This window comes from Agrobacterium larrymoorei (genome assembly GCF_030819275.1).
GTDB classification, from domain to species: Bacteria; Pseudomonadota; Alphaproteobacteria; order Rhizobiales; family Rhizobiaceae; genus Agrobacterium; species Agrobacterium larrymoorei_B.
The window spans coordinates 648,305-667,226 of record NZ_JAUTBL010000002.1 but is presented as its reverse complement, the minus strand read 5'-3'; the positions used below and the strand labels follow the sequence as shown (position 1 = coordinate 667,226).

The following is an 18,922-nucleotide window of genomic DNA, read 5'->3' as shown; positions in this document are numbered from 1 at the left end:
CTCACTTATCAAGTCGATGTTACCGTATTCCTTTCCGGCAAAGTTTCAAGCCGAGATGGTTTCAAAAATACTGAACGATTTCATGGAACAAAGGCGCCTAGCCCGGCTTAGGAAAGGCGCCTCTTCAACCATGTATCAGCGTCGCTTCATCGCCTCGGCGAGAGCCGCCGCCAGCGCACCTCCGGATTGCGCAGGCTCCGCACGGTCCTTCGGCTTCGCGCTGGCGTGGCGCATAGCATTGGCATTGCCCTTTTCACGCATCGGCTGAGGTGCCGCTTCACCGCCATCCTTGCGCATTGTCAGCCCGATCCGCTTGCGCTTCACATCCACCTCGACCACGCGGACCTTCACAACATCGCCAGCCTTCACCACCTCATGTGGATCCTTGATGAAACGATCCGCCAATTGGCTGACATGCACCAATCCGTCCTGATGAACGCCGATATCGACGAAGGCGCCGAAGGCGGCGACGTTGGTCACCGTGCCTTCCAGCAGCATGCCGGGTTTCAAGTCAGTGATCTCGTCTACGCCATCTGCAAAGGTCGCGGTCTTGAAGCTAGGACGCGGGTCGCGGCCGGGTTTTTCCAACTCCGCGATGATATCCTTGACGGTCGGAAGGCCGAAGCGATCGTCGATGAAACGCTTGGGGTCAAGCGCCTTCAAGGTGGCGCTGTCGCCCATCAGGGTCCTGAGGTCGCGCCCACAGGCGGCAACGATCTTCTTCGCGACATCATAGGCTTCCGGGTGGACGGAGGAGGAATCGAGTGGCTCCTTGCCGTTCGGAATGCGCAGGAAGCCCGCGCATTGCTCGAAAGTGCGCTGGCCGAGACGCGGCACTTTGAGCAGCTCCTTGCGGCTGGCGAACGGCCCGACCTGATCGCGATGGAGCACAATCGCATCGGCAATCGAGCTTCCAAGACCAGAGACCCGGGCCAGAAGCGGTGCGGACGCCGTGTTGAGATCGACACCGACGGCATTCACCGCATCTTCCACCACCGCGTCGAGAGAGCGGGACAATTTGCCCTGATCAACATCGTGCTGATACTGCCCGACGCCGATAGACTTTGGCTCGATCTTGACGAGTTCGGCGAGCGGGTCCTGTAAGCGGCGGGCAATCGAAACGGCACCGCGCAGAGACACATCGAGATTGGGAAACTCCGCAGCAGCACGCTCGGACGCAGAGTAGACGGAAGCCCCGGCCTCGGAGACGATAACCTTCGTGGGTTTAGGCCCGGTGATCTGGGTCAGCATGTCCGCCACCAGTTTTTCCGTTTCACGGCTGCCGGTGCCGTTGCCAATAGCGATCAGTTCAACGCCGTGCTTGCGGATCAGCGAGGCCAGCTCGGCCTGCGTGCCGCGAATGTCGTTCTTCGGCGGGAAGGGATAGACCGTGGTCGTTTCCAGCAGCTTGCCAGTGCCATCCACGATGGCAACCTTGACGCCTGTGCGAATGCCGGGATCGAGACCCATTGTCGGACGCGAGCCAGCGGGTGCTGCCAGCAGCAAGTCTTTCAGATTGCGGGCAAAGACATGGATCGCCTCTTCTTCCGCCCGCTCGCGCAATTCGCGCATCAAATCAAGCGACAGCGACATGGAGAGCTTGACGCGCCAGGTCCAGCCCGCCACTTCCATCAGCCACTGATCGGCGGGACCGGCATTGCGGATATCGAAAGCCGCGGCGATGGTGCGTTGCGCAGGCTTGACCGGAGACGGATCGTCGGCATCCACATCGATGGTCAAGGTCAGAACTTCCTCGTTCCACCCGCGCAGCATGGCGAGCGCCCGGTGGCCGGGCACTGTCGCCCATTTTTCCGTGTGGTCGAAATAGTCGGAAAACTTTTCGCCTGCCGCCTGCTTGCCATCTACCACCTTGGCGCGGAGCGTGGCGTTCTGGCGCATATAGTCGCGCAGCCGCTTCAAGAGATCGGCATTTTCCGTCATAGTTTCGGCGACGATATCGCGCGCTCCCTCAAGTGCCGCCTTCACATCGGCGACCTCCCCTTGGACATAGGCTTCCGCGAGCTTTGCCGGATCTACGGCACGGTTGTCCCATATTGCTTCCGCCAGAGGACCGAGGCCACGCTCCCGTGCTATTTCCGCTCTCGTGCGGCGCTTCGGCTTGTAGGGAAGATACAGATCCTCCAGTTCCGCCTTCGTCGCGGCCTGCATGATCTTCAGCATCAACTCGTCGGTCATTTTTCCCTGACCATTGATGGAGTCAACGATCGATGCGCGGCGCGCGTTCAGTTCCCGCAAATAGGAAAGGCGCTCAGCGAGAATACGAAGCTGGGTATCGTCCAGACCGCCGGTCATTTCCTTACGATAGCGCGCGATGAAGGGAACGGTCGCCCCCTCATCGAGAAGCTGGATCGCCGCCTTCACCTGCTCAGCGCGGGCGTTGATTTCGGAAGCGATAAGGGATGAGAGGCGGGCATTATCTGCGGACATAAGGGTCTCTGACATGTTCTGTAATTCTTGCCGAACATAGAGGCTGATTGTGGCATGACAACACCGAGACCAGGCGATTCCACAGAAAAGCGGCAGGAGCAGGCTGCCTTTTGTCTTGACCTTTGTTCACCCTGCCCTTAACGCCGCAGGACATTGAAACAGGGGTGTCGAGCATGAAAGTTCTGTTGATCGGTTCCGGCGGACGCGAGCATGCTCTGGCCTGGAAAATCGCCCAGTCCCCAAAGCTGACCAAACTCTATGCCGCACCCGGTAATCCAGGCATTTCCGAACATGCGGAACTGGTATCGCTGAACGTTGAAGACCACGCTGCCGTCGTGGACTTCTGCCGCGACCACTCGATCGATTTCGTCGTGGTCGGCCCGGAAGCTCCGCTGGTTGCAGGTCTGGCAGACGATCTTTGCGCTGCTGGCTTTGCCACCTTCGGCCCCTCCAAGAGCGCCGCCCAGTTGGAAGGCTCCAAGGGATTCACCAAGGACCTCTGCGCGCGCTACAGCATACCGACCGGCGCCTATCAGCGCTTCAAATCCGCCGAACCGGCAAAGGCCTATATCCGTGAGCAGGGCGCGCCGATCGTCATCAAGGCCGATGGCTTGGCAGCGGGCAAGGGCGTGACCGTTGCCATGACGGAAGCAGAAGCGCTCGCCGCGGTGGACGATTGCTTCGACGGCGCCTTCGGCGCAGCTGGGGCAGAAGTCGTGGTCGAAGCCTTTCTCGATGGCGAGGAGGCAAGCTTTTTCTGCCTCTCGGATGGCAAGACGGCACTTGCACTTGCAACCGCCCAGGACCACAAGCGCGTCGGGGACGGCGATACCGGACCCAACACGGGTGGAATGGGCGCTTACTCCCCTGCCCCGGTCATGACGGACGAAATGGTTCAGCGCACAATGCGCGAGATCATAGAACCGACGATCAAGGGCATGGCAAAGGACGGCAATCCCTTCTCCGGCGTTTTCTTCGCGGGTCTGATGATCACCAAGAAAGGCCCGGAACTCATCGAATATAATGTGCGCTTCGGCGATCCGGAATGCCAGGTGCTGATGATGCGTCTCAAGAGCGATCTTCTCCCAATCCTCCACGCAACCGCCACCGGCACACTGGATCAGGTCACCGCCGAATGGCGCGACGACCCGGCACTGACCGTGGTTCTCGCCTCCAAAGGCTATCCCGGCTCCTATGAAAAAAACACACCCATCGCCTTTATTCCGCAGGAGAGCAAAGAGGCCAAGGTGTTCCATGCCGGCACTGCCATGAAGGACGGACAACTCGTCGCAACCGGCGGGCGCGTGCTTAATGTCACGGCCTTCGGCAGCACGGTCAGCGAAGCGCAGGCGCGTGCTTATGACCTGGTCGACCAGGTGAAGTGGGAAAACGGCTTCTACCGCCGTGATATCGGCTGGCAGGCTGTGGCGCGTGAGGAGAAGTAGAATCTGCTTTCGTTCAATTTTTACCAAATATCCTGACCGTGTGGAAAGGAAGACCTTGTAGGATTGCTACTATGTAAAGCGGCGATCAGACCGTGGGCTACGGGGTTGAGTATGTTTAAATTTGTTTTGACGGCAGGCATGATTTTCATCAGCGGCACGGCGTTGGCATCCTCAATTGAGGTTGTGCATGGCACCAAGACATCCAATGGTAGCGTGCTGATCGTCACCTGCAACACATGTTCTTCCGCTACATTTTCCAGCAAGGCAAGCGCAAAGCCTGTTTTGACGCGCGGCATGCAGAGCATATCGACGCGGGAGGTTGGTGGCCGCAAGGAGACGGTTCGAACAGAAGCTTGGCTCGGCGGTTCGCCCGTGACCTTCGTTAGCAGCAATCCTCTGTGGCTTCCTCAAGATCATCCCGTACCAGTGGTTGCCGAGCACACACCTCAAGCGGTGGAAAACCAGATCGCGCTTGAGGGCAATCCCTTGCCAACCCAGCCAGGTCAACCTGTCTTGGCGGGAACCGATGGACTGGACAACATCACTTTGATGTCGATACGACCATCTCATTGATCGGGCAAGGTTCACTCTTGCTGCCGAACAAGATAAGACGCTGCGCTCCATCTCCTCGTCGCTCAACCAGTTGGATGCCCAAGCATAACGCTGCCATGACCGAAGAGACGGCGGCGTCTGCCGATGCATTGGCGCAGGATACCGAAGAGCTGCTGACGCTGATCCGCACATTCTGGGTGTCCCAGTATCAGTCCTGCTCGTGGCATGGCGTGGCGCGCCAGATGCGCATGGCAAGCTGATCGCGACCAAAGACGGTTGATTTAAAGAACGCCAGAGAGACTTCTCCGGCGTTTTCATTTCGTGATGGTGTCGAGACGGTCGATATCTGCATGCGAGAAAACCTTGATTCCTGCCTTTGACAGCAGTGCCGCCGTCACGCCATGTCCCGCATGTTTGATGCCTGAAAACGTCCCATCATAGATGGCGGTCGAGCCGCAGGACGGACTTCCATCGATCAGCAGCGCGTAAGCGCAGCCGTGCTGTTTGGCAAAGGTGAGAGCCTTGTTTGCCCCGGCGATAAATGCCTCCGTGACATCGGCTCCGGTGACCTCCACAACACGCGCCCTGCCCTCCAGCACATCAATGCCGGAAGCTCCGTTTTCGATTTCCGCAGGCGGACGCGGAACGAGCATGCCACCTGCCATCTCCGGACAGATCGTCACCAGCCGCCCCTCCTCCTGCCATCGTTCGATGGCCGGGTGGTGGAGCGGCTTTCCTTTGCCGTCATAGCGCACGGCATGACCGAGAAGACAGGCGCTGATGAGGATCTTGGACGTCATCAGCGCTGAACCTTGTTATCCTGTGATCTTGGAGAAATCCGCGACAGTACCCGTGGCTTCGCGGATAGCTTTCAGCAAAGCTAGGCGGTTGGCCCGGATCGCGGCATCTTCGTCATTGACGAGGACATCGTTGAAGAAGGTATCGACCGGCGCGCGCAGGGTGGAAAGCGCCTGCATGGCTGAGCGGAAGTCCTCCGCCGCAACAGCCTTGGCCGAGTCTGCAGAGGCCGTCTTGATTGCCACATAAAGCGCCTTCTCGGCGTCGAGCTTCAGGAGGTCTTCGGAGACACCATCTGCAACAACGGTACCCTTCTTCTCTTCGGCAGCAAGCAGCTGCGTGGCGCGCTTGGTACCGGCCAGCAGGTTCTTGCCATCCTCACCGGTGATAAAGGCCGTGAGAGCCTCGACGCGGCGTGCTACCATCAACAGGTCGTCGGATTCCGGTGTCAGCACCGCTTCGATCAGATCGTAGCGGGCGCCAAGATCACGCAGATAGACCTTCAGACGATCATGGAAGAAGGAAAGCAAATCGGCGTCCTTGACGACCGTCAATAGCGGCAATCGAACGCTGCGCTCCAGTATAATGCGCACGACGCCGAGAGCGGCGCGACGTAGCGCAAACGGGTCCTTGGAGCCGGTTGGCTTTTCATCGATCGCCCAGAAGCCAGCAAGTGTATCCAGCTTGTCAGCCAGCGCCACGGTGATTGCCACCTTGTCGGACGGCACGCGATCGGACGGGCCTTGCGGCTTGTAATGATCCTCGATTGCCGCAGCGACGCTTTCGTTTTCGCCCTGCAGGAGGGCGTATTTGCGGCCCATCAGACCCTGCAGTTCCGGGAACTCGCCGACGGCTTCGGTGCGCAGATCGGCCTTAGCCAGAACCACGGCGCGGTCGACAAGGGCGGCATCGGCACCGATGACAGGCGCCAGCTGCTTTGCCAGTTCGCGGATACGGGCCACACGCTCGCCCTGTGTGCCAATCTTGGCGTGGAAGGTAACGTTCAGCGCGTCGAGCTTTGCCATGCGCTGGTCGAGCGGCTTGTTAAGATCGAGGTCGAATTTCTTCGCGGAGTCCGTCAAGGTTTCGAGGTCCGGCAGATCGCCCTGATCGCGCGTCCAGAAGTGCTTGGCGTCCGACAGGCGTGCACGCACGACCTTGCCGTTGCCGTGAACGATTTCCTTGCCGCCATCGCTGGCCTGGATATTCGACACCAGAATGAAGCGGTTCGACAGACCTTCTTCTGCGCCTTGCGGGCGGGTGACGAAGCACTTCTGATTGGTCTTGATCGTCAGCCGGATGATCTCTGCCGGGATATGCAAGTAGTCCTCTTCGAAGGTGCCGATGAGAACCTGGGGCCATTCGACCAGACCGGACACCTCTTCCAGCAGGCCTTCATCTTCCACGAGGTCGAGACCATTGGCAAAAGCGAGATCCTTGGCATCATGCAGGATGATGTCCTTGCGGCGCTCGGCATCGAGAATGACCTTCGCCTTTTCGAGGCTTGCGACATAGTCATCAAAGCGGCGCACGGTGATGGCGTCCGGCGCGTGGAAGCGGTGGCCATAGGTGACGTTGCCGGCGACGATACCGTCGATTTCGAAAGGAATGACCTGCGTTTCGTCGTGCTCGGGTCCGAACAGGCAGACGATGGACTGCAGCGGGCGCACCCAGCGCAGGCTTTCCGAACCCTTGCCTTCGATGCCGCCATAGCGCGAACCCTTCGGCATGGAAGCAGCACCGGACCGCATCGATTTCGGCCAGGGGAAGGTGCGGATGATGCCGGGCATCACATCGGCGATGATATCTTCCGCAGCACGACCCGGCTTGTTGATGATCGCGACATAGAAATCGCCCTTCTTCGGATCGGAAACAACCTGTGCCTCAGAAATATCGCTCAGGCCCGCGCCGCGTAGAAAGCCTTCGATCGCCTTTTCATTGGCATCGGTGCGTGGTCCCTTCTTCTCCTCGCGCACATCGGCAGAGCGTGCGGTCAGACCACGGATATCCAGCGTCAGGCGGCGCGGTGTCCAGTATTCGCGCGCACCCTCATAGGTGAGGCCCGCTTCCACCAGCGCATCGGTGACGAGCTTCTTCAGATCGCCAGCCGCTTTCCGCTGCATACGGGCAGGGATTTCCTCGGAGCGGAGTTCAAACAGAAGATCGGGCATTTTGGTTTTCCGGTGTCAGAGATATTCGGGTTCGGATTTTTCGGTTGGCCTCTGCTAGCAAAATTTGCGACAGATGCACAATGTAAATATCGGAACGAGCGTCGCGAGACGGTACTCTGCTCTACCGCTACAGCGTGACGGAAGTTCTTGACCCGCAACCCTTGCCATGGCACCTGTCCGCAATCGAAGTAAGTCCTTACTTATCCTCTCTTGACCCAAGATGACCGAAATGACCGACGTTCCAGACCATATGAACCCGAAGCGTTCCTTTCAGGCGCTGATCCTGACGCTGCATAACTACTGGGCGGACAAGGGCTGCGCCGTGTTGCAGCCTTACGATATGGAAGTGGGCGCGGGTACATTCCATCCGGCAACGACACTGCGTGCGCTTGGTCCGAGGCCATGGAAAGCGGCTTACGTGCAGCCATCCCGCCGTCCGTCTGATGGACGCTATGGCGAGAACCCCAACCGCTTGCAGCATTACTATCAGTATCAGGTCATTCTGAAGCCGAACCCTTCCAACCTCCAGGAGCTTTACCTCGGCTCGCTGAAGGCGATCGGTCTTGATCCGCTTCTGCATGACGTGCGCTTCGTCGAGGACGACTGGGAAAGCCCGACGCTGGGTGCCTGGGGTCTTGGTTGGGAATGCTGGTGCGACGGCATGGAAGTGTCACAGTTTACTTATTTCCAGCAGGTCTGCGGCATCGAATGCTCACCGGTTGCGGGCGAGTTGACCTACGGTCTCGAGCGCCTTGCCATGTACGTCCAGGGCGTGGACAATGTCTACGATCTGAACTTCAATGGTCGCGAAGGCGAAGAGAAGATTTCCTATGGCGACGTCTTCCTGCAGGCCGAGCAGGAATATTCACGCCATAATTTCGAATATGCCGACACCGCCATGCTGCATCGCCATTTCATCGATGCCGAGAAGGAGTGCCAAGCGCTTCTGGCGGCTGGTGCACCCGGCGACAACGCTAATCAGATGCTGCACAAATGTGTGTTTCCCGCCTATGATCAGTGCATCAAGGCTTCGCACGTCTTCAACCTTTTGGATGCGCGCGGCGTAATCTCGGTGACCGAGCGTCAGAGCTATATTCTGAGGGTACGCACCTTGGCAAAGGCCTGCGGTGAAGCCTTCCTGATGACGGATGCCGGTGGGTTGAACTGGAACAAGGCGGCCTGACGCCTTTAAGCGCGACGTGACGAAGATCGATTCAGGTCTTCTTGTTCTTGCGCTCAACAGTCAGGTGGTGAAGCGGGGCGCGTCTGATGGGTGCGGCTCGCCGGATTTCGTGAGGGGGAAGCTTGCATGTTCACCGCATTGGCCATCGTTGCGCTTGTCGCGCTCTATGTCGTCTTCACCTATAACGGCCTCGTCAAAGCGCGGCAGATGAAGGAAGAGGCGTGGTCCGGCATCGACGTGCAGTTGAAGCGCCGCGCTGATCTGATCCCCAACCTCATCGAAACGGTGAAGGGCTATGCGGCCCATGAGAAGAGCACCTTTGAAGAGGTGGTGTCTCTCCGCAATCAGGCGCAAGCTGTACCTGCGGGAGATGTCGAAGGGCGTGCCAAAGCCGAAGGCCTGCTCGGGCAGGCTGTCGGCAAGCTGTTTGCACTGGCGGAGGCCTATCCGGACCTTAAGGCCAATCAGAATTTCGTCGAATTGCAGCGCTCGCTCGAAACGCTGGAAAGTGAAATCCAGATGTCCCGCCGTTATTACAATGGCGCTGCGCGCGAGCTGAATGTGAAGGTGGAGAGCTTCCCCTCCAATCTCATCGCCGGGCAGTTTGGGTTCTCGAAAGCGCCTTACTTCGAAATCACCAATGAGGCCGATCGCGCCGTCCCCACCGTGAAATTCTGACAATGATCGCCAGCCCGCTGGCAAGAAGACGATAGAGACATGATCGAACTGACCATCACCCCGCCCGGCAAACCGCTTTCCGGCAAGGTGGAGCCACCCGGCTCCAAATCCATCACCAACCGCGTGCTGCTTCTGGCAGGTCTTGCCAAAGGCAAAAGCCGACTGACGGGCGCCCTGAAAAGCGACGACACGCTCTATATGGCGGAAGCCTTGCGGGCGATGAGCGTGACCGTCACGGAGCCAGACGCGACGAGCTTTGTCGTAGAAAGCTCGGGCGTTCTCACCGCGCCAGAAAAACTTCTCTTCCTCGGCAATGCCGGCACGGCAACGCGCTTTTTGACGGCTGCGGTCGCATCCGTGAACGGTACGGTGGTCGTCGATGGCGATGAGCATATGCGCAAGCGTCCGATCAAGCCGCTGGTGGAAGCACTGACAGCACTTGGTATCGACGCTGAGGCGCCAACTGGCTGCCCGCCTGTCACGGTCAAGGGCAACGGCAAGGGTTTCACCAAGGACAGTGTCACGATCGACGGCAATCTTTCCAGCCAATATGTCTCAGCACTTTTGATGGCCGCCCCTTGCGGCGCGCAGCCGCTCGACATCATTCTCGCCGGAGAAGATATCGGCGCAAAAGGCTATATCGATCTGACGGTTGCAGCCATGGAAGCTTTCGGCGCCAAGGTCGAGCGCGTCAGCAATGCCATATGGCGGGTGCATCCGACTGGCTACAAGGCGACGGATTTCCACATTGAGCCAGACGCGTCTACCGCCACCTACCTCTGGGGCGCAGAACTTTTGACCGGCGGCAAGATCGATATCGGAACGCCAGCCGAAGCTTTTACCCAGCCCGATGCCAAGGCGCATGCGGTGATGGCGCAGTTCCCGAACCTTCCCGCCGAAATCGACGGCAGCCAGATGCAGGATGCCATTCCCACCATTGCTGTCTTGGCTGCCTATAACAACACGCCAGTGCGCTTCGTCGGCATTGCCAATCTGCGCGTCAAGGAGTGTGACCGTATTCGCGCGCTGTCGCTCGGTCTCAACCAGATCAGGGACGGTCTTGCGCGTGAAGAGGGCGACGACTTGATCGTTCATGCCGATCCGGCGCTCGCAGGGCAGACGGTTGACGCCTCCATCGACACGTTCCACGACCATCGTATCGCCATGAGCTTTGCACTTGCGGGCTTGAAGACGGGTGGCATTGCCATCCAGAACCCGGCCTGCGTGGGAAAGACCTATCCAGGATACTGGAAGGCGCTCGCCTCCCTTGGCGTCACCTATCGCGAAGTGGAAAAGCCGGTTTAAAACGCACCTTTCGCAACTAACCGGCTCGGGAAGCAAACACCATCTGGAGAGATCGCACGTGAAGACCATGTTCGCCAGACTTCTCGGGCTGTTTCTCCTTCTCGCAGCAGTGCTGCCAGCCTCCGCCGAAGAGTTCATCAGCTCCTATCATTCCATCGTCGAGGTCGCCAAAGACGGTACGCTGACGGTGACGGAGGCGATTACGGCGCGGGCGGAAGGCGACCGCATCAAGCGTGGTATTTTCCGCGACTTCCCGCTCTATGCGCTTGATAAGGACGGCAATCGGACGAAAGTCGGCTTCAAGGTTCTCTCCGTGGAGCGCGACGGCGCCCCCGAAGACTGGCATACGGAAAACATAGACGGTGGCATTCGCATCTATACCGGCAATGCCGACCGCCTGCTTCCCACGGGCGAGCACATCTTCCAGATCACCTACAACACCGATCGGCAAATCCGCTATTTCGACAGCTACGACGAATTGACCTGGAACGTCACCGGCAATGGCTGGCAGTTTCCGATGCGCGAAATCTCTGCCACAATCTCCTTGCCACAGGGTGCGAGACCAACCGATACGGCCGTCTTCACCGGCAAGCTGGGTGCGACGGGCAAGGACGCGCGCATCCTGACCGAAGGCAATGATGTTTTCTTCGCCTCGACCCGCCCCTTCTATCCGGGCGAAGGCATGACGGTGGCCGTGAAACTGCCAAAGGGCGTGCTGGATCCACCCTCCGCCTCGCAGCAGCGGGAATGGTGGCTGCGCGATCGCCTCGCCCTCATCATCGCCGGTCTCGGCCTGCTGATCGTTCTTGCCTATTACTACAGAGCATGGGCGGCCGTTGGTCGCGACCCGGCAGCGGGCGTGATCGTGCCGCGCTGGCACCCGCCAGAGGGACTGTCTCCCGCACTCGTCAACTACGTTGATGGCCGCGGCTTTGCAGACGGCGGCTGGACGGCGCTGTCTGCCACGGCACTCGATCTGGCGGTCAAAGGCTTCGTCACGATCGAAGATCTCAAGAACGGCCTGATCATTCGCCGCACGGAGAAGAAGATCGAGGACAGTTTGCCGGTCGGTCAACGCACACTGCTGTCTTCTATTGGTGCTCCGGGCAATAGCCTGACAATCGACAAGGCGAATGGCGCGACAGTGCAGAAGGTTGGATCGGATTTCCGCGCCTCCATCGAAAAGGAGCATCGCGGAAAATATTACAGGAGCAACAGCGGCTTCATCGTCGGCGGACTTGTCCTCAGCTTTGGGATCATCGTCGCAACCCTGATCTTCGGCAGTTTCGATGAAGCCGATATCGGCACCATCATCTCGCTTGCCATGGCAGCGGTGTTCTTTGCTGTCAGCGCTACCATCTTTGGCAAACAGCGCAGGCGCGGTCGTGGCATCCTCTCTCGTCTCGGCGGCATCGTCTTCATGGCCATCTCCGGCTTTCTGGCGTTTTCGCTCATTGCTGGCGTCGTCGGCCGCATCTTTTTCGATCATGTCCACGATGCCAACACGCTGGCCGTCGTTGCGCTGGCGCTCATCGTGCTTGTGAATGTGCTCTTCGTTCTCGTGATGGGCGCGCCGACACCGCTTGGCCGGCAGTTGATGGATGCAATCGAGGGCTTACGGCTTTACCTCACGGTGGCGGAGAAAGATCGCATGAACATGCAAGGCGCGCCGCAAATGTCGCCGCAGCATTTCGAGACACTGTTGCCCTACGCAGTCGCGCTCGGCGTGGAGAAGCCTTGGAGCAAAGCGTTCGAGACGTGGCTTGCCGCGGCGTCCGCCGGGGCTGCTGCCTATGCGCCGACCTGGTATAACGGCAACTACAACAGCTTCGGGGACCGGATCGGCGGATTTTCCTCCTCCATGGCCTCTACGATTGCCTCCACTCTTCCTGCACCACCCAGTTCCTCGTCATCCAGCTTTTCAGGCGGCGGCGGGTCTTCCGGCTCTGGCGGTGGCGGCGGTGGTGGGGGCGGCTGGTAAGACGCCAAGACCTCTAAACTCGTGCTTTGCCGCGTCGGTTGGACGTCTGTCAGTAGTATTCCGGGGCATCAACCGCTCCCGCAGCTGAGAAAGCCTGGCGCCATCCACCTTTTCTATACGACTTGACGACAGCCGGACATCTGGAGACGACTTTACGTGACGATCACTTTTGCCAGATTTCTTGCGCTCTTTTTCTTCTTGGCCACGATGCTGCCGGCCTCTGCCGAAGAATTCATCCTCTCCTATGATTCCACGATCTCCATCGCCAAAAATGGCGAACTGACCGTGACCGAAACCATCAAGGCCCGGGCGGAAGGGGATCGGATCAAGCACGGTATCTATCGGGATTTCCCGCTCTACACCTTGGATGGTGACGGCAAGCTCACCAAGGTGGGGTTCAACATCGTTTCGGTGAAGCGTGACGGTGCTGTGGAATATTGGGACACGAAATGGATCGATGGCGGTATTCGCATCTATGTCGGCGACGCCAATCGCGTACTGACGAGGGGCGATCACGTCTTCCAGATCACCTACACGACGGACAGGCAGATCCGCCACTTCGACACCTATGACGAGTTGACCTGGAACGTGACAGGCACTGGCTGGGACTTTCCGATGCGGGATGTTTCTGCCACCATCCTGTTGCCGGAAGGCACAAGTCCGAGCGAGACCGCATTTTTCACCGGCCCGCCTGGCGCAGTGGGCAAGGACGCGCACGCCTTCACCAAAGGCAACAGGATCTCGTTCATATCGACCCGCCCCTTCAGCAAGGGCGAAGGCATGACGGTGGCGGTAAAGCTGCCGAAGGGAGTGCTTGATACACTGTCCACTGTGCTACAGCGTGAATGGTGGATGCGCGATCATAAGACGATGATCATCGGATGCGTCGGTCTGCCGGTCGTGCTGGCCTATTACTTCAAAGCATGGTCTGCAGTGGGTCGTGATCCTGCTGCAGGCATTGTCGTGCCGCGGTGGGACCCGCCTGAGGGTGTCTCACCCGGGCTGATGAACTATATCGACCATCAGGGTTTCGAAGAAGATGGCTGGACGGCCGTTTCGGCCAGCACGCTCGATCTTGCCGTCAAAGGGTACGTCGAGATCGAGAATCTGGACGAGGCCATCATTATCAATCGCACGCACAAGCAAATGGAAGACAGCCTTCCTGTCGGCCAGAAAACACTGCTGACGACCATAGGGCCACCCGGTCATCGCTTCATCATCGGTGAGGATAACGGTAAAACCGTTGAGAAAATGGGAGAGCGTTTTTTTGCTGCTGTCGAAAAGGAACACCGAGGCAGGTACTTCAAGAGTAACGCCATCTACAGCGTGGTTGGCTTCCTCGTCAGCGCGGCCTTCGTAATTGGAACGGTGTATTTCTCTCGATACAAAGAGGACATGTGGGAGTTCATGCTCATAGCATACGGATTTGTGCCGGTAACCATCGCGCTATTGACGATTTCAATAGGGGAACTCCTACACCCAAAGGCATCGCTTAAGAACAAGCTCAGCGGGATAGCGCTGTTATCGCTGGTAGCATACGGGATCGTTGCATTCGGCGGCTACGTCATCGGCGCCATCTGGTTCGAGATCACTCACGATCCAAACTCGATTGGCCTTGGGGCCGCTGGTCTTATCGTTCTGGTCAACCTGCTCTTCTTCTCATTGATGGGTGCTCCGACACCGCTCGGCCGCAAAGTCATGGACGAGATTGAAGGCTTGCGTCTTTATCTGCGTGTCGCGGAGAGAGACCGGATGAACATGCAAGGGGCGCCGACAATGTCGCCTCAGCATTTCGAGACGCTGCTGCCCTATGCGGTGGCGCTTAATGTCGAGGAACCTTGGACTGAGGCATTCGAGAGGTGGTTCTCAAAGGCGACGGAGGGGTCCAACGACTACGTGCCGCGCTGGTACTATGGTAACGTAACAGGCCTCAGCGACAAGGTTGGAGCTTTAGCCTCGTCGATGTCGACAATCCTTTACGATACCATCCCTCGCTCATCGTCCTAAAGTTTTTCGGGCGGCGGCTTTTCGCGATCTGGCGGAGGCAGTTGTCAGCGGCTGGTAGCTTTATGCGAGGAGTTGCCTCAAGCTTTACCCCATCTCCCACGTCTACAAAGCGAAACCACCTTAAGTCGGAGAAAGACGATCCGTGACGAAATTCACCAGACTGCTCGCACTGGTCGCTTTGCTGATGGCGGCAAAGCCTGGATTATCAGAAGAGTTCGTCCAATCCTACCAAGCCGTGATCGATATAGCAGAAGACGGCACCTTGACAGTGACGGAAACCATCGTCGCTCGGGTGGAAGGTGATCGCATTGTGAGTAATATTGATCGCCGGATCCCTCGCTTTACGCTGGACGGAGATGGCAAGCTCACCAAGGTTGGCTTCAAAGTCTTGTCAGCGGAATTGGATGGTGCTCCAACGGGTTGGCACGCAAATTGGGCGGCAGGAAACATTGACCTATCTGTCGGAGAATTTCCACGCCGCCACTATAATCCCGTTCTTACGCAAGGGAACCATGTGTTCCGGTTCACCTATGTAACCGATCGACACATCCGCTTCTTCGACGCCTATGACGAGTTGACCTGGAACGTAACCGGCGACGGCTGGGAACTTCCCGTGAGGGAAATAGAAGCCACGATCAATCTGCCCCAGGGAGCTAAGCCTATTAAGACAGATTTCTTTACTGGAGAACCAGGCGCGATCGGCAAGGATGCCTATGTGCTGACTGCGGACAATAAAATCTCCGCATCATCGAACCGGCCCTTTCTACCGAGTGAGAGTCTTATAATTATCGTCAAGCTACCCAAGGGCGTGATTGATGTTCCCTCAATACGTTCAAAATGGGAAAGATGGATTCTCGATAATCTGTCTCTGCTCATCGGCTGTATCGGCTTGATCATATCACTGACCTATTACTATAGGGCATGGTCAGCTGTGGGCCGCGATCCAAAATCCGGGCGGATCGCCCCCCAGTGGGTTCCACCAGAGGGCATATCACCCGCTGTAGTAAATTACATCGACCGGCGGGGTTTCGGCGATAACGTTTGGATTGCGATCTCTGCAACGATGCTCGACCTCGCCAACAAAGGCTACTTGCGGTTCGAGACACTTTTGAAAACCATCATTATTCAGCGAACAGCGAAAAGTCTCGACGTCGGTACGAGTCCCAGCGATCAAACGCTTCTCGACGCCATCGAAGCGTCAGGCCCACATCTCCCCGTGGACTGGAAACATGGCCGTCGTATCAAGGAGATGGGAGAAGAATTCCGATCCTCGGTCGAAATGGACCATTACGAGAAATATTTCAAATATAATGACGATTACCGTGATACCGGAAGCTTGCTTTGCGTGCTCCTCATCGGCGCCACCCTGTATTTCTCCGGATGGGGTGTAGAAATGACGCTCTTGTTGGGAGCCTTTTACTTCACATTCCTCGGTGTCGTCTGGTGTGGCAATTCATCCATTCGTAACATTCGTTCATTCGGCGAAGTCCTAATTTGGCTTCGAACTCTCATCTCTGTGGTGGCAGTTTTTATCGCCTGCCTCATATTTGGGGAACTATTTATGGAGGACCTTTGGTTCGAGATCACACATGATCTGAATTCTATAGGGCTTATCGCTGCTACTCTTATTCTTCTGATCAACATCCTGTTCTTTTTCCTTCTGCCAGCGCCCACGCCGCTAGGCCGCAAGATGAATGATCAGATACAGGGGCTACGTCTCTATCTACGCGCCACCAAAAAAGATCGTTTGAAAATACAAGGCGCTCCTGAAATGTCGTCGAAACATTTTGAAGCCCTTCTTCCCTATGCCGTGGCACTGGGCGTTGAGAAGAACTGGATCAAGTCTTTTGAGAGCAGCTGTCCCGCGGCAGCAACTGGCGCGGACCTATACAGCCCTGCCTGGTACCAGGGAGATTATAGCGAGCTTAGCAAGCTCCCATCGAGTCTCACGTCCGCCCTAAGTTCGATCATCGCGTCGAGACAGGGACGGTGACGACCAGAGTGCGATCAGGCCGGTCATCGCGGCCAGCGAACCGCGCACAGTTAAACCTCGTCTTCTCTCTTGACGCGATATTCGCCTGTCGTCGGGTCCTTGACCAAGGTGCCGGTTGCGCCCGTCTGGCGCTCCTTTTCCTGCCGCTTCGACTTGGCAGAAAGCTTTCTCAGCGTCCGTGACAAAGCGGCGATAGAGGATGATCGCCCCGATCACGAGCAGGGCGAGCGTTATCAATTGGGCCATTTAAATCGCGTCCATCACAATCCGTATCGCGCCCACAATGCCTTTTCTTCGGCGACCTCGGCAAGTCCCGAAGCGGCGGAAGCGGCGATTGCCTGTGCGCAAAGATCGACGCCCGGCACCTTCTTGCCGAACAGGTTTCTTGCACCGCTGATCAGTTGCAGCTTCACTTTCTCGCCATAGCGCCTGCCCAGCACGTCCTTCATGTCACCCAGCCCATCGACGAGGCCGAGGTCGACGCCACGCATGCCTGTCCAGAACAGGCCGGAGAACAGAGCCGGATCGTCTTTCAGCTTCGCGCCACGGCGAAGCTTGACCATGTCTATGAAGACGTTGTGAATTTCGGACTGAAGCGACTTCAGATACTCGATATCGCCTTCCTTTTCAGGCTGGAAGGGGTCGAGGATCGCCTTGTTCTCGCCTGACGTATAGACGCGACGCTCGACGCCGATCTTGCGCAGCATTTCGGGAAAGCCGAAGCCGCCGGAGACGACACCGATGGAGCCGACGATGGAGGTCGGATCGGCGATGATTTCGTCACCCGCCAAGGCGATCATGTAGCCGCCGGAAGCTGCGACATCCTCGACGAAGATCAAGACCTTCTTGTCCTTCTCTTCCGCCAGCTGACGGATGCGGTTGTAGACCATCCGCGACTGAACCGGCGAGCCGCCAGGAGAATTCAGCGAGATGGCGACGACCGGCGCATCCTTCATGCCGAAAGCCTTGTCGAGCAACGGCGCGTAGCCTGCAAGGTTGAGAGCGGGGCGAAGCTGGCTGCCGCCTGCCATGATCGCGCCGTGCATGCGCACGACCGGGACCACCAATTCCTGCTTGCGAAATCGCTTCGGCACAATGCGCTTCAAAAACCCGGCCATCTTATCCTCTCGGTCGTTCATCTTGAAGAGGGATGTATGTATCGCGCTCACAAACGCAATGGTGGGTTTGAAATTCGTTTTGCCGGATAGCGTTTCCAGTGGTCGACTTCAGCCGAGGGTACGCATGCGTTTATCGTTGCGTCGATAGGCGGCTCGTCCGTTGTTCAGATCATCGACAAAGGCGGAAAAGGCGTGGCTGCCCTCTTCATGCATAATCAACGGCGCGCGAAAGGTGAGCCGCGCGCGTGATCCCTTGATCGCCGTCACGAGCATCCGGACGGCGTCTTCTCCTCGTCTGGGATGGATAAGGGTAATTTCCATCCCGCCAAAACGGCGGCCACATGCCGAGATGATGTCGGCCACCGATTGGGGCCGGGCGATCAGGGAGAGCTGCCCGCCTGGCACCATGATCGCGCCTGCCGTTCTGATCCAATGCTCGAAAAGATCATCCGTCATGGCATGGGCCTGCGCCTTCAAGGCATCGGGTGTCTTGCGATCGCCGGCATCATTGTAAGGCGGGTTCATGATGACGTGATCGAAATGGTCATCGATGAGACCGGCTTCGGCGCGGGCATTGGCCCGCAACGTCACATCCGCCTGACGGACTGTAAGGCGATCCGCAAGGTGTGCGTTTTCCGGGAGCGCAATGCTACGTGTGGCGAAATCGACCATCTCGGACGCAAATTCGAAAAGCGTGACTTCGGCCTTTTCCAAGCGAGTAGCAACGGCAAATCCGGCTGCACCTGCGCCAGCGCCAAGATCGGCCACGCGGCAGGGTCTGTCATCGGCCACGAGGGAGGCGAGCAACATGGCATCCATGCCTGCCCTGTGTCCCCTGCCCTTCGGCTGGACGAGATGAAACCGACCCCGGTGGAATGCGTCGATGGTCTCCGACGTCATCGTCGATCAGGCCTCGTCCCGCAACTCGTCGGCAAGACCCGCATCGATCAGGATGCGACGCGCCTGCTCGGACCTGTCATCCTCCACGAGAAAACGGCGCGGCAGAAGCCCAAGCGAACCCTCCAGAATGCTCATGCCCTGATCGGCAATGAGGCAATGAATGCCGGCATCTTTCATCAGGCTCTCTGCAAAAGAAAGCAGGACAGCGTCGTTTGTTCGGATCAATTCACGCATCAATGAGTTTCCACATTCCCATATTTTTGAAGGTCATGAGGCGATTCCACACTTGCCGCCACCATCGTCGCTTTCTATTGTCAAAACCGAAATCGAATAGGAGTCCGTT

14 protein-coding genes and 2 pseudogenes are annotated in these 18,922 nt (G+C 57.9%); 9 read left to right on the top strand and 7 right to left on the bottom strand.

The window, feature by feature from the left end:
- Nucleotides 1–135: 135 nt before the first annotated feature.
- On the bottom strand, nucleotides 136–2,448 hold the full coding sequence (locus QE408_RS11725; protein WP_306931362.1) for a Tex family protein: 2,313 nt from the start codon (nucleotides 2,446–2,448) through the stop codon (nucleotides 136–138).
- A gap of 173 nt (nucleotides 2,449–2,621) precedes the next feature.
- On the opposite strand from QE408_RS11725, the gene purD reads away from it, so the two are divergent.
- The 3 genes and pseudogenes from purD to QE408_RS11710 form a co-directional block, all read left to right on the top strand.
- Complete coding sequence (purD, locus tag QE408_RS11720; protein ID WP_306931360.1) at nucleotides 2,622–3,893, top strand: phosphoribosylamine--glycine ligase; 1,272 nt, start codon at nucleotides 2,622–2,624, stop codon at nucleotides 3,891–3,893.
- A 111-nt stretch (nucleotides 3,894–4,004) separates the two neighbouring features.
- Nucleotides 4,005–4,466 (top strand): plant virulence effector HPE1-like domain-containing protein, encoded by a 462-nt coding sequence (locus tag QE408_RS11715; protein WP_306931355.1) that lies wholly within the window; start codon nucleotides 4,005–4,007, stop codon nucleotides 4,464–4,466.
- Nucleotides 4,467–4,485: 19 nt separating this feature from the next.
- A pseudogene (locus QE408_RS11710) lies at nucleotides 4,486–4,705 on the top strand (methyl-accepting chemotaxis protein); the annotation flags it as partial.
- 54 nt (nucleotides 4,706–4,759) lie between these two features.
- On the opposite strand, the gene QE408_RS11705 reads toward QE408_RS11710, so the two are convergent.
- Both QE408_RS11705 and glyS read right to left on the bottom strand, forming a co-directional pair.
- Nucleotides 4,760–5,245 carry a DUF523 domain-containing protein gene (locus tag QE408_RS11705; protein WP_306931353.1) on the bottom strand — a complete coding sequence of 162 codons (486 nt, stop codon included), beginning with the start codon at nucleotides 5,243–5,245 and terminating at the stop codon, nucleotides 4,760–4,762.
- A gap of 15 nt (nucleotides 5,246–5,260) precedes the next feature.
- The gene (gene glyS / locus QE408_RS11700) at nucleotides 5,261–7,414 is read right to left on the bottom strand and encodes a glycine--tRNA ligase subunit beta (protein ID WP_306931350.1); all 2,154 of its coding nucleotides are present in this window, start codon (nucleotides 7,412–7,414) and stop codon (nucleotides 5,261–5,263) included.
- Between the two features lie 250 nt (nucleotides 7,415–7,664).
- On the opposite strand from glyS, the gene QE408_RS11695 reads away from it, so the two are divergent.
- From QE408_RS11695 to QE408_RS11670, 6 genes are all read left to right on the top strand, one after another.
- Nucleotides 7,665–8,597, top strand: a complete 933-nt coding sequence (locus tag QE408_RS11695; RefSeq protein ID WP_113260160.1) for a glycine--tRNA ligase subunit alpha — start codon at nucleotides 7,665–7,667, stop codon at nucleotides 8,595–8,597.
- A gap of 126 nt (nucleotides 8,598–8,723) precedes the next feature.
- On the top strand, nucleotides 8,724–9,275 hold the full coding sequence (locus QE408_RS11690) for a LemA family protein (protein ID WP_306931348.1): 552 nt from the start codon (nucleotides 8,724–8,726) through the stop codon (nucleotides 9,273–9,275).
- A 39-nt stretch (nucleotides 9,276–9,314) separates the two neighbouring features.
- Entirely contained in the window at nucleotides 9,315–10,580 is a 1,266-nt protein-coding gene (gene aroA, locus QE408_RS11685) for a 3-phosphoshikimate 1-carboxyvinyltransferase (RefSeq protein ID WP_306931346.1), read from the top strand.
- Nucleotides 10,581–10,638: 58 nt separating this feature from the next.
- Entirely contained in the window at nucleotides 10,639–12,561 is a 1,923-nt protein-coding gene (locus QE408_RS11680) for a DUF2207 domain-containing protein (RefSeq protein ID WP_306931344.1), read from the top strand.
- A 156-nt stretch (nucleotides 12,562–12,717) separates the two neighbouring features.
- Nucleotides 12,718–14,568, top strand: coding sequence for a DUF2207 domain-containing protein (locus tag QE408_RS11675; protein ID WP_306931343.1), 1,851 nt, complete (start codon nucleotides 12,718–12,720; stop codon nucleotides 14,566–14,568).
- A 142-nt stretch (nucleotides 14,569–14,710) separates the two neighbouring features.
- A complete protein-coding gene (locus QE408_RS11670; protein WP_306931340.1) occupies nucleotides 14,711–16,561 on the top strand; it encodes a DUF2207 domain-containing protein in 1,851 nt (616 codons plus the stop codon).
- A 50-nt stretch (nucleotides 16,562–16,611) separates the two neighbouring features.
- Here QE408_RS11670 and QE408_RS11665 read toward each other — a convergent pair.
- The 4 genes and pseudogenes from QE408_RS11665 to QE408_RS11650 all read right to left on the bottom strand — a co-directional run bounded on the left by QE408_RS11665 (nucleotide 16,612) and on the right by QE408_RS11650 (nucleotide 18,813).
- A pseudogene (locus tag QE408_RS11665) lies at nucleotides 16,612–16,807 on the bottom strand (NfeD family protein).
- A 14-nt stretch (nucleotides 16,808–16,821) separates the two neighbouring features.
- Nucleotides 16,822–17,679, bottom strand: a complete 858-nt coding sequence (locus tag QE408_RS11660) for a S49 family peptidase (protein ID WP_306931338.1) — start codon at nucleotides 17,677–17,679, stop codon at nucleotides 16,822–16,824.
- Between the two features lie 108 nt (nucleotides 17,680–17,787).
- Nucleotides 17,788–18,579, bottom strand: coding sequence for a tRNA1(Val) (adenine(37)-N6)-methyltransferase (locus tag QE408_RS11655; protein ID WP_306931336.1), 792 nt, complete (start codon nucleotides 18,577–18,579; stop codon nucleotides 17,788–17,790).
- Nucleotides 18,580–18,585: 6 nt separating this feature from the next.
- Entirely contained in the window at nucleotides 18,586–18,813 is a 228-nt protein-coding gene (locus QE408_RS11650) for a putative signal transducing protein (RefSeq protein ID WP_112358867.1), read from the bottom strand.
- Nucleotides 18,814–18,922 lie beyond the last annotated feature (109 nt).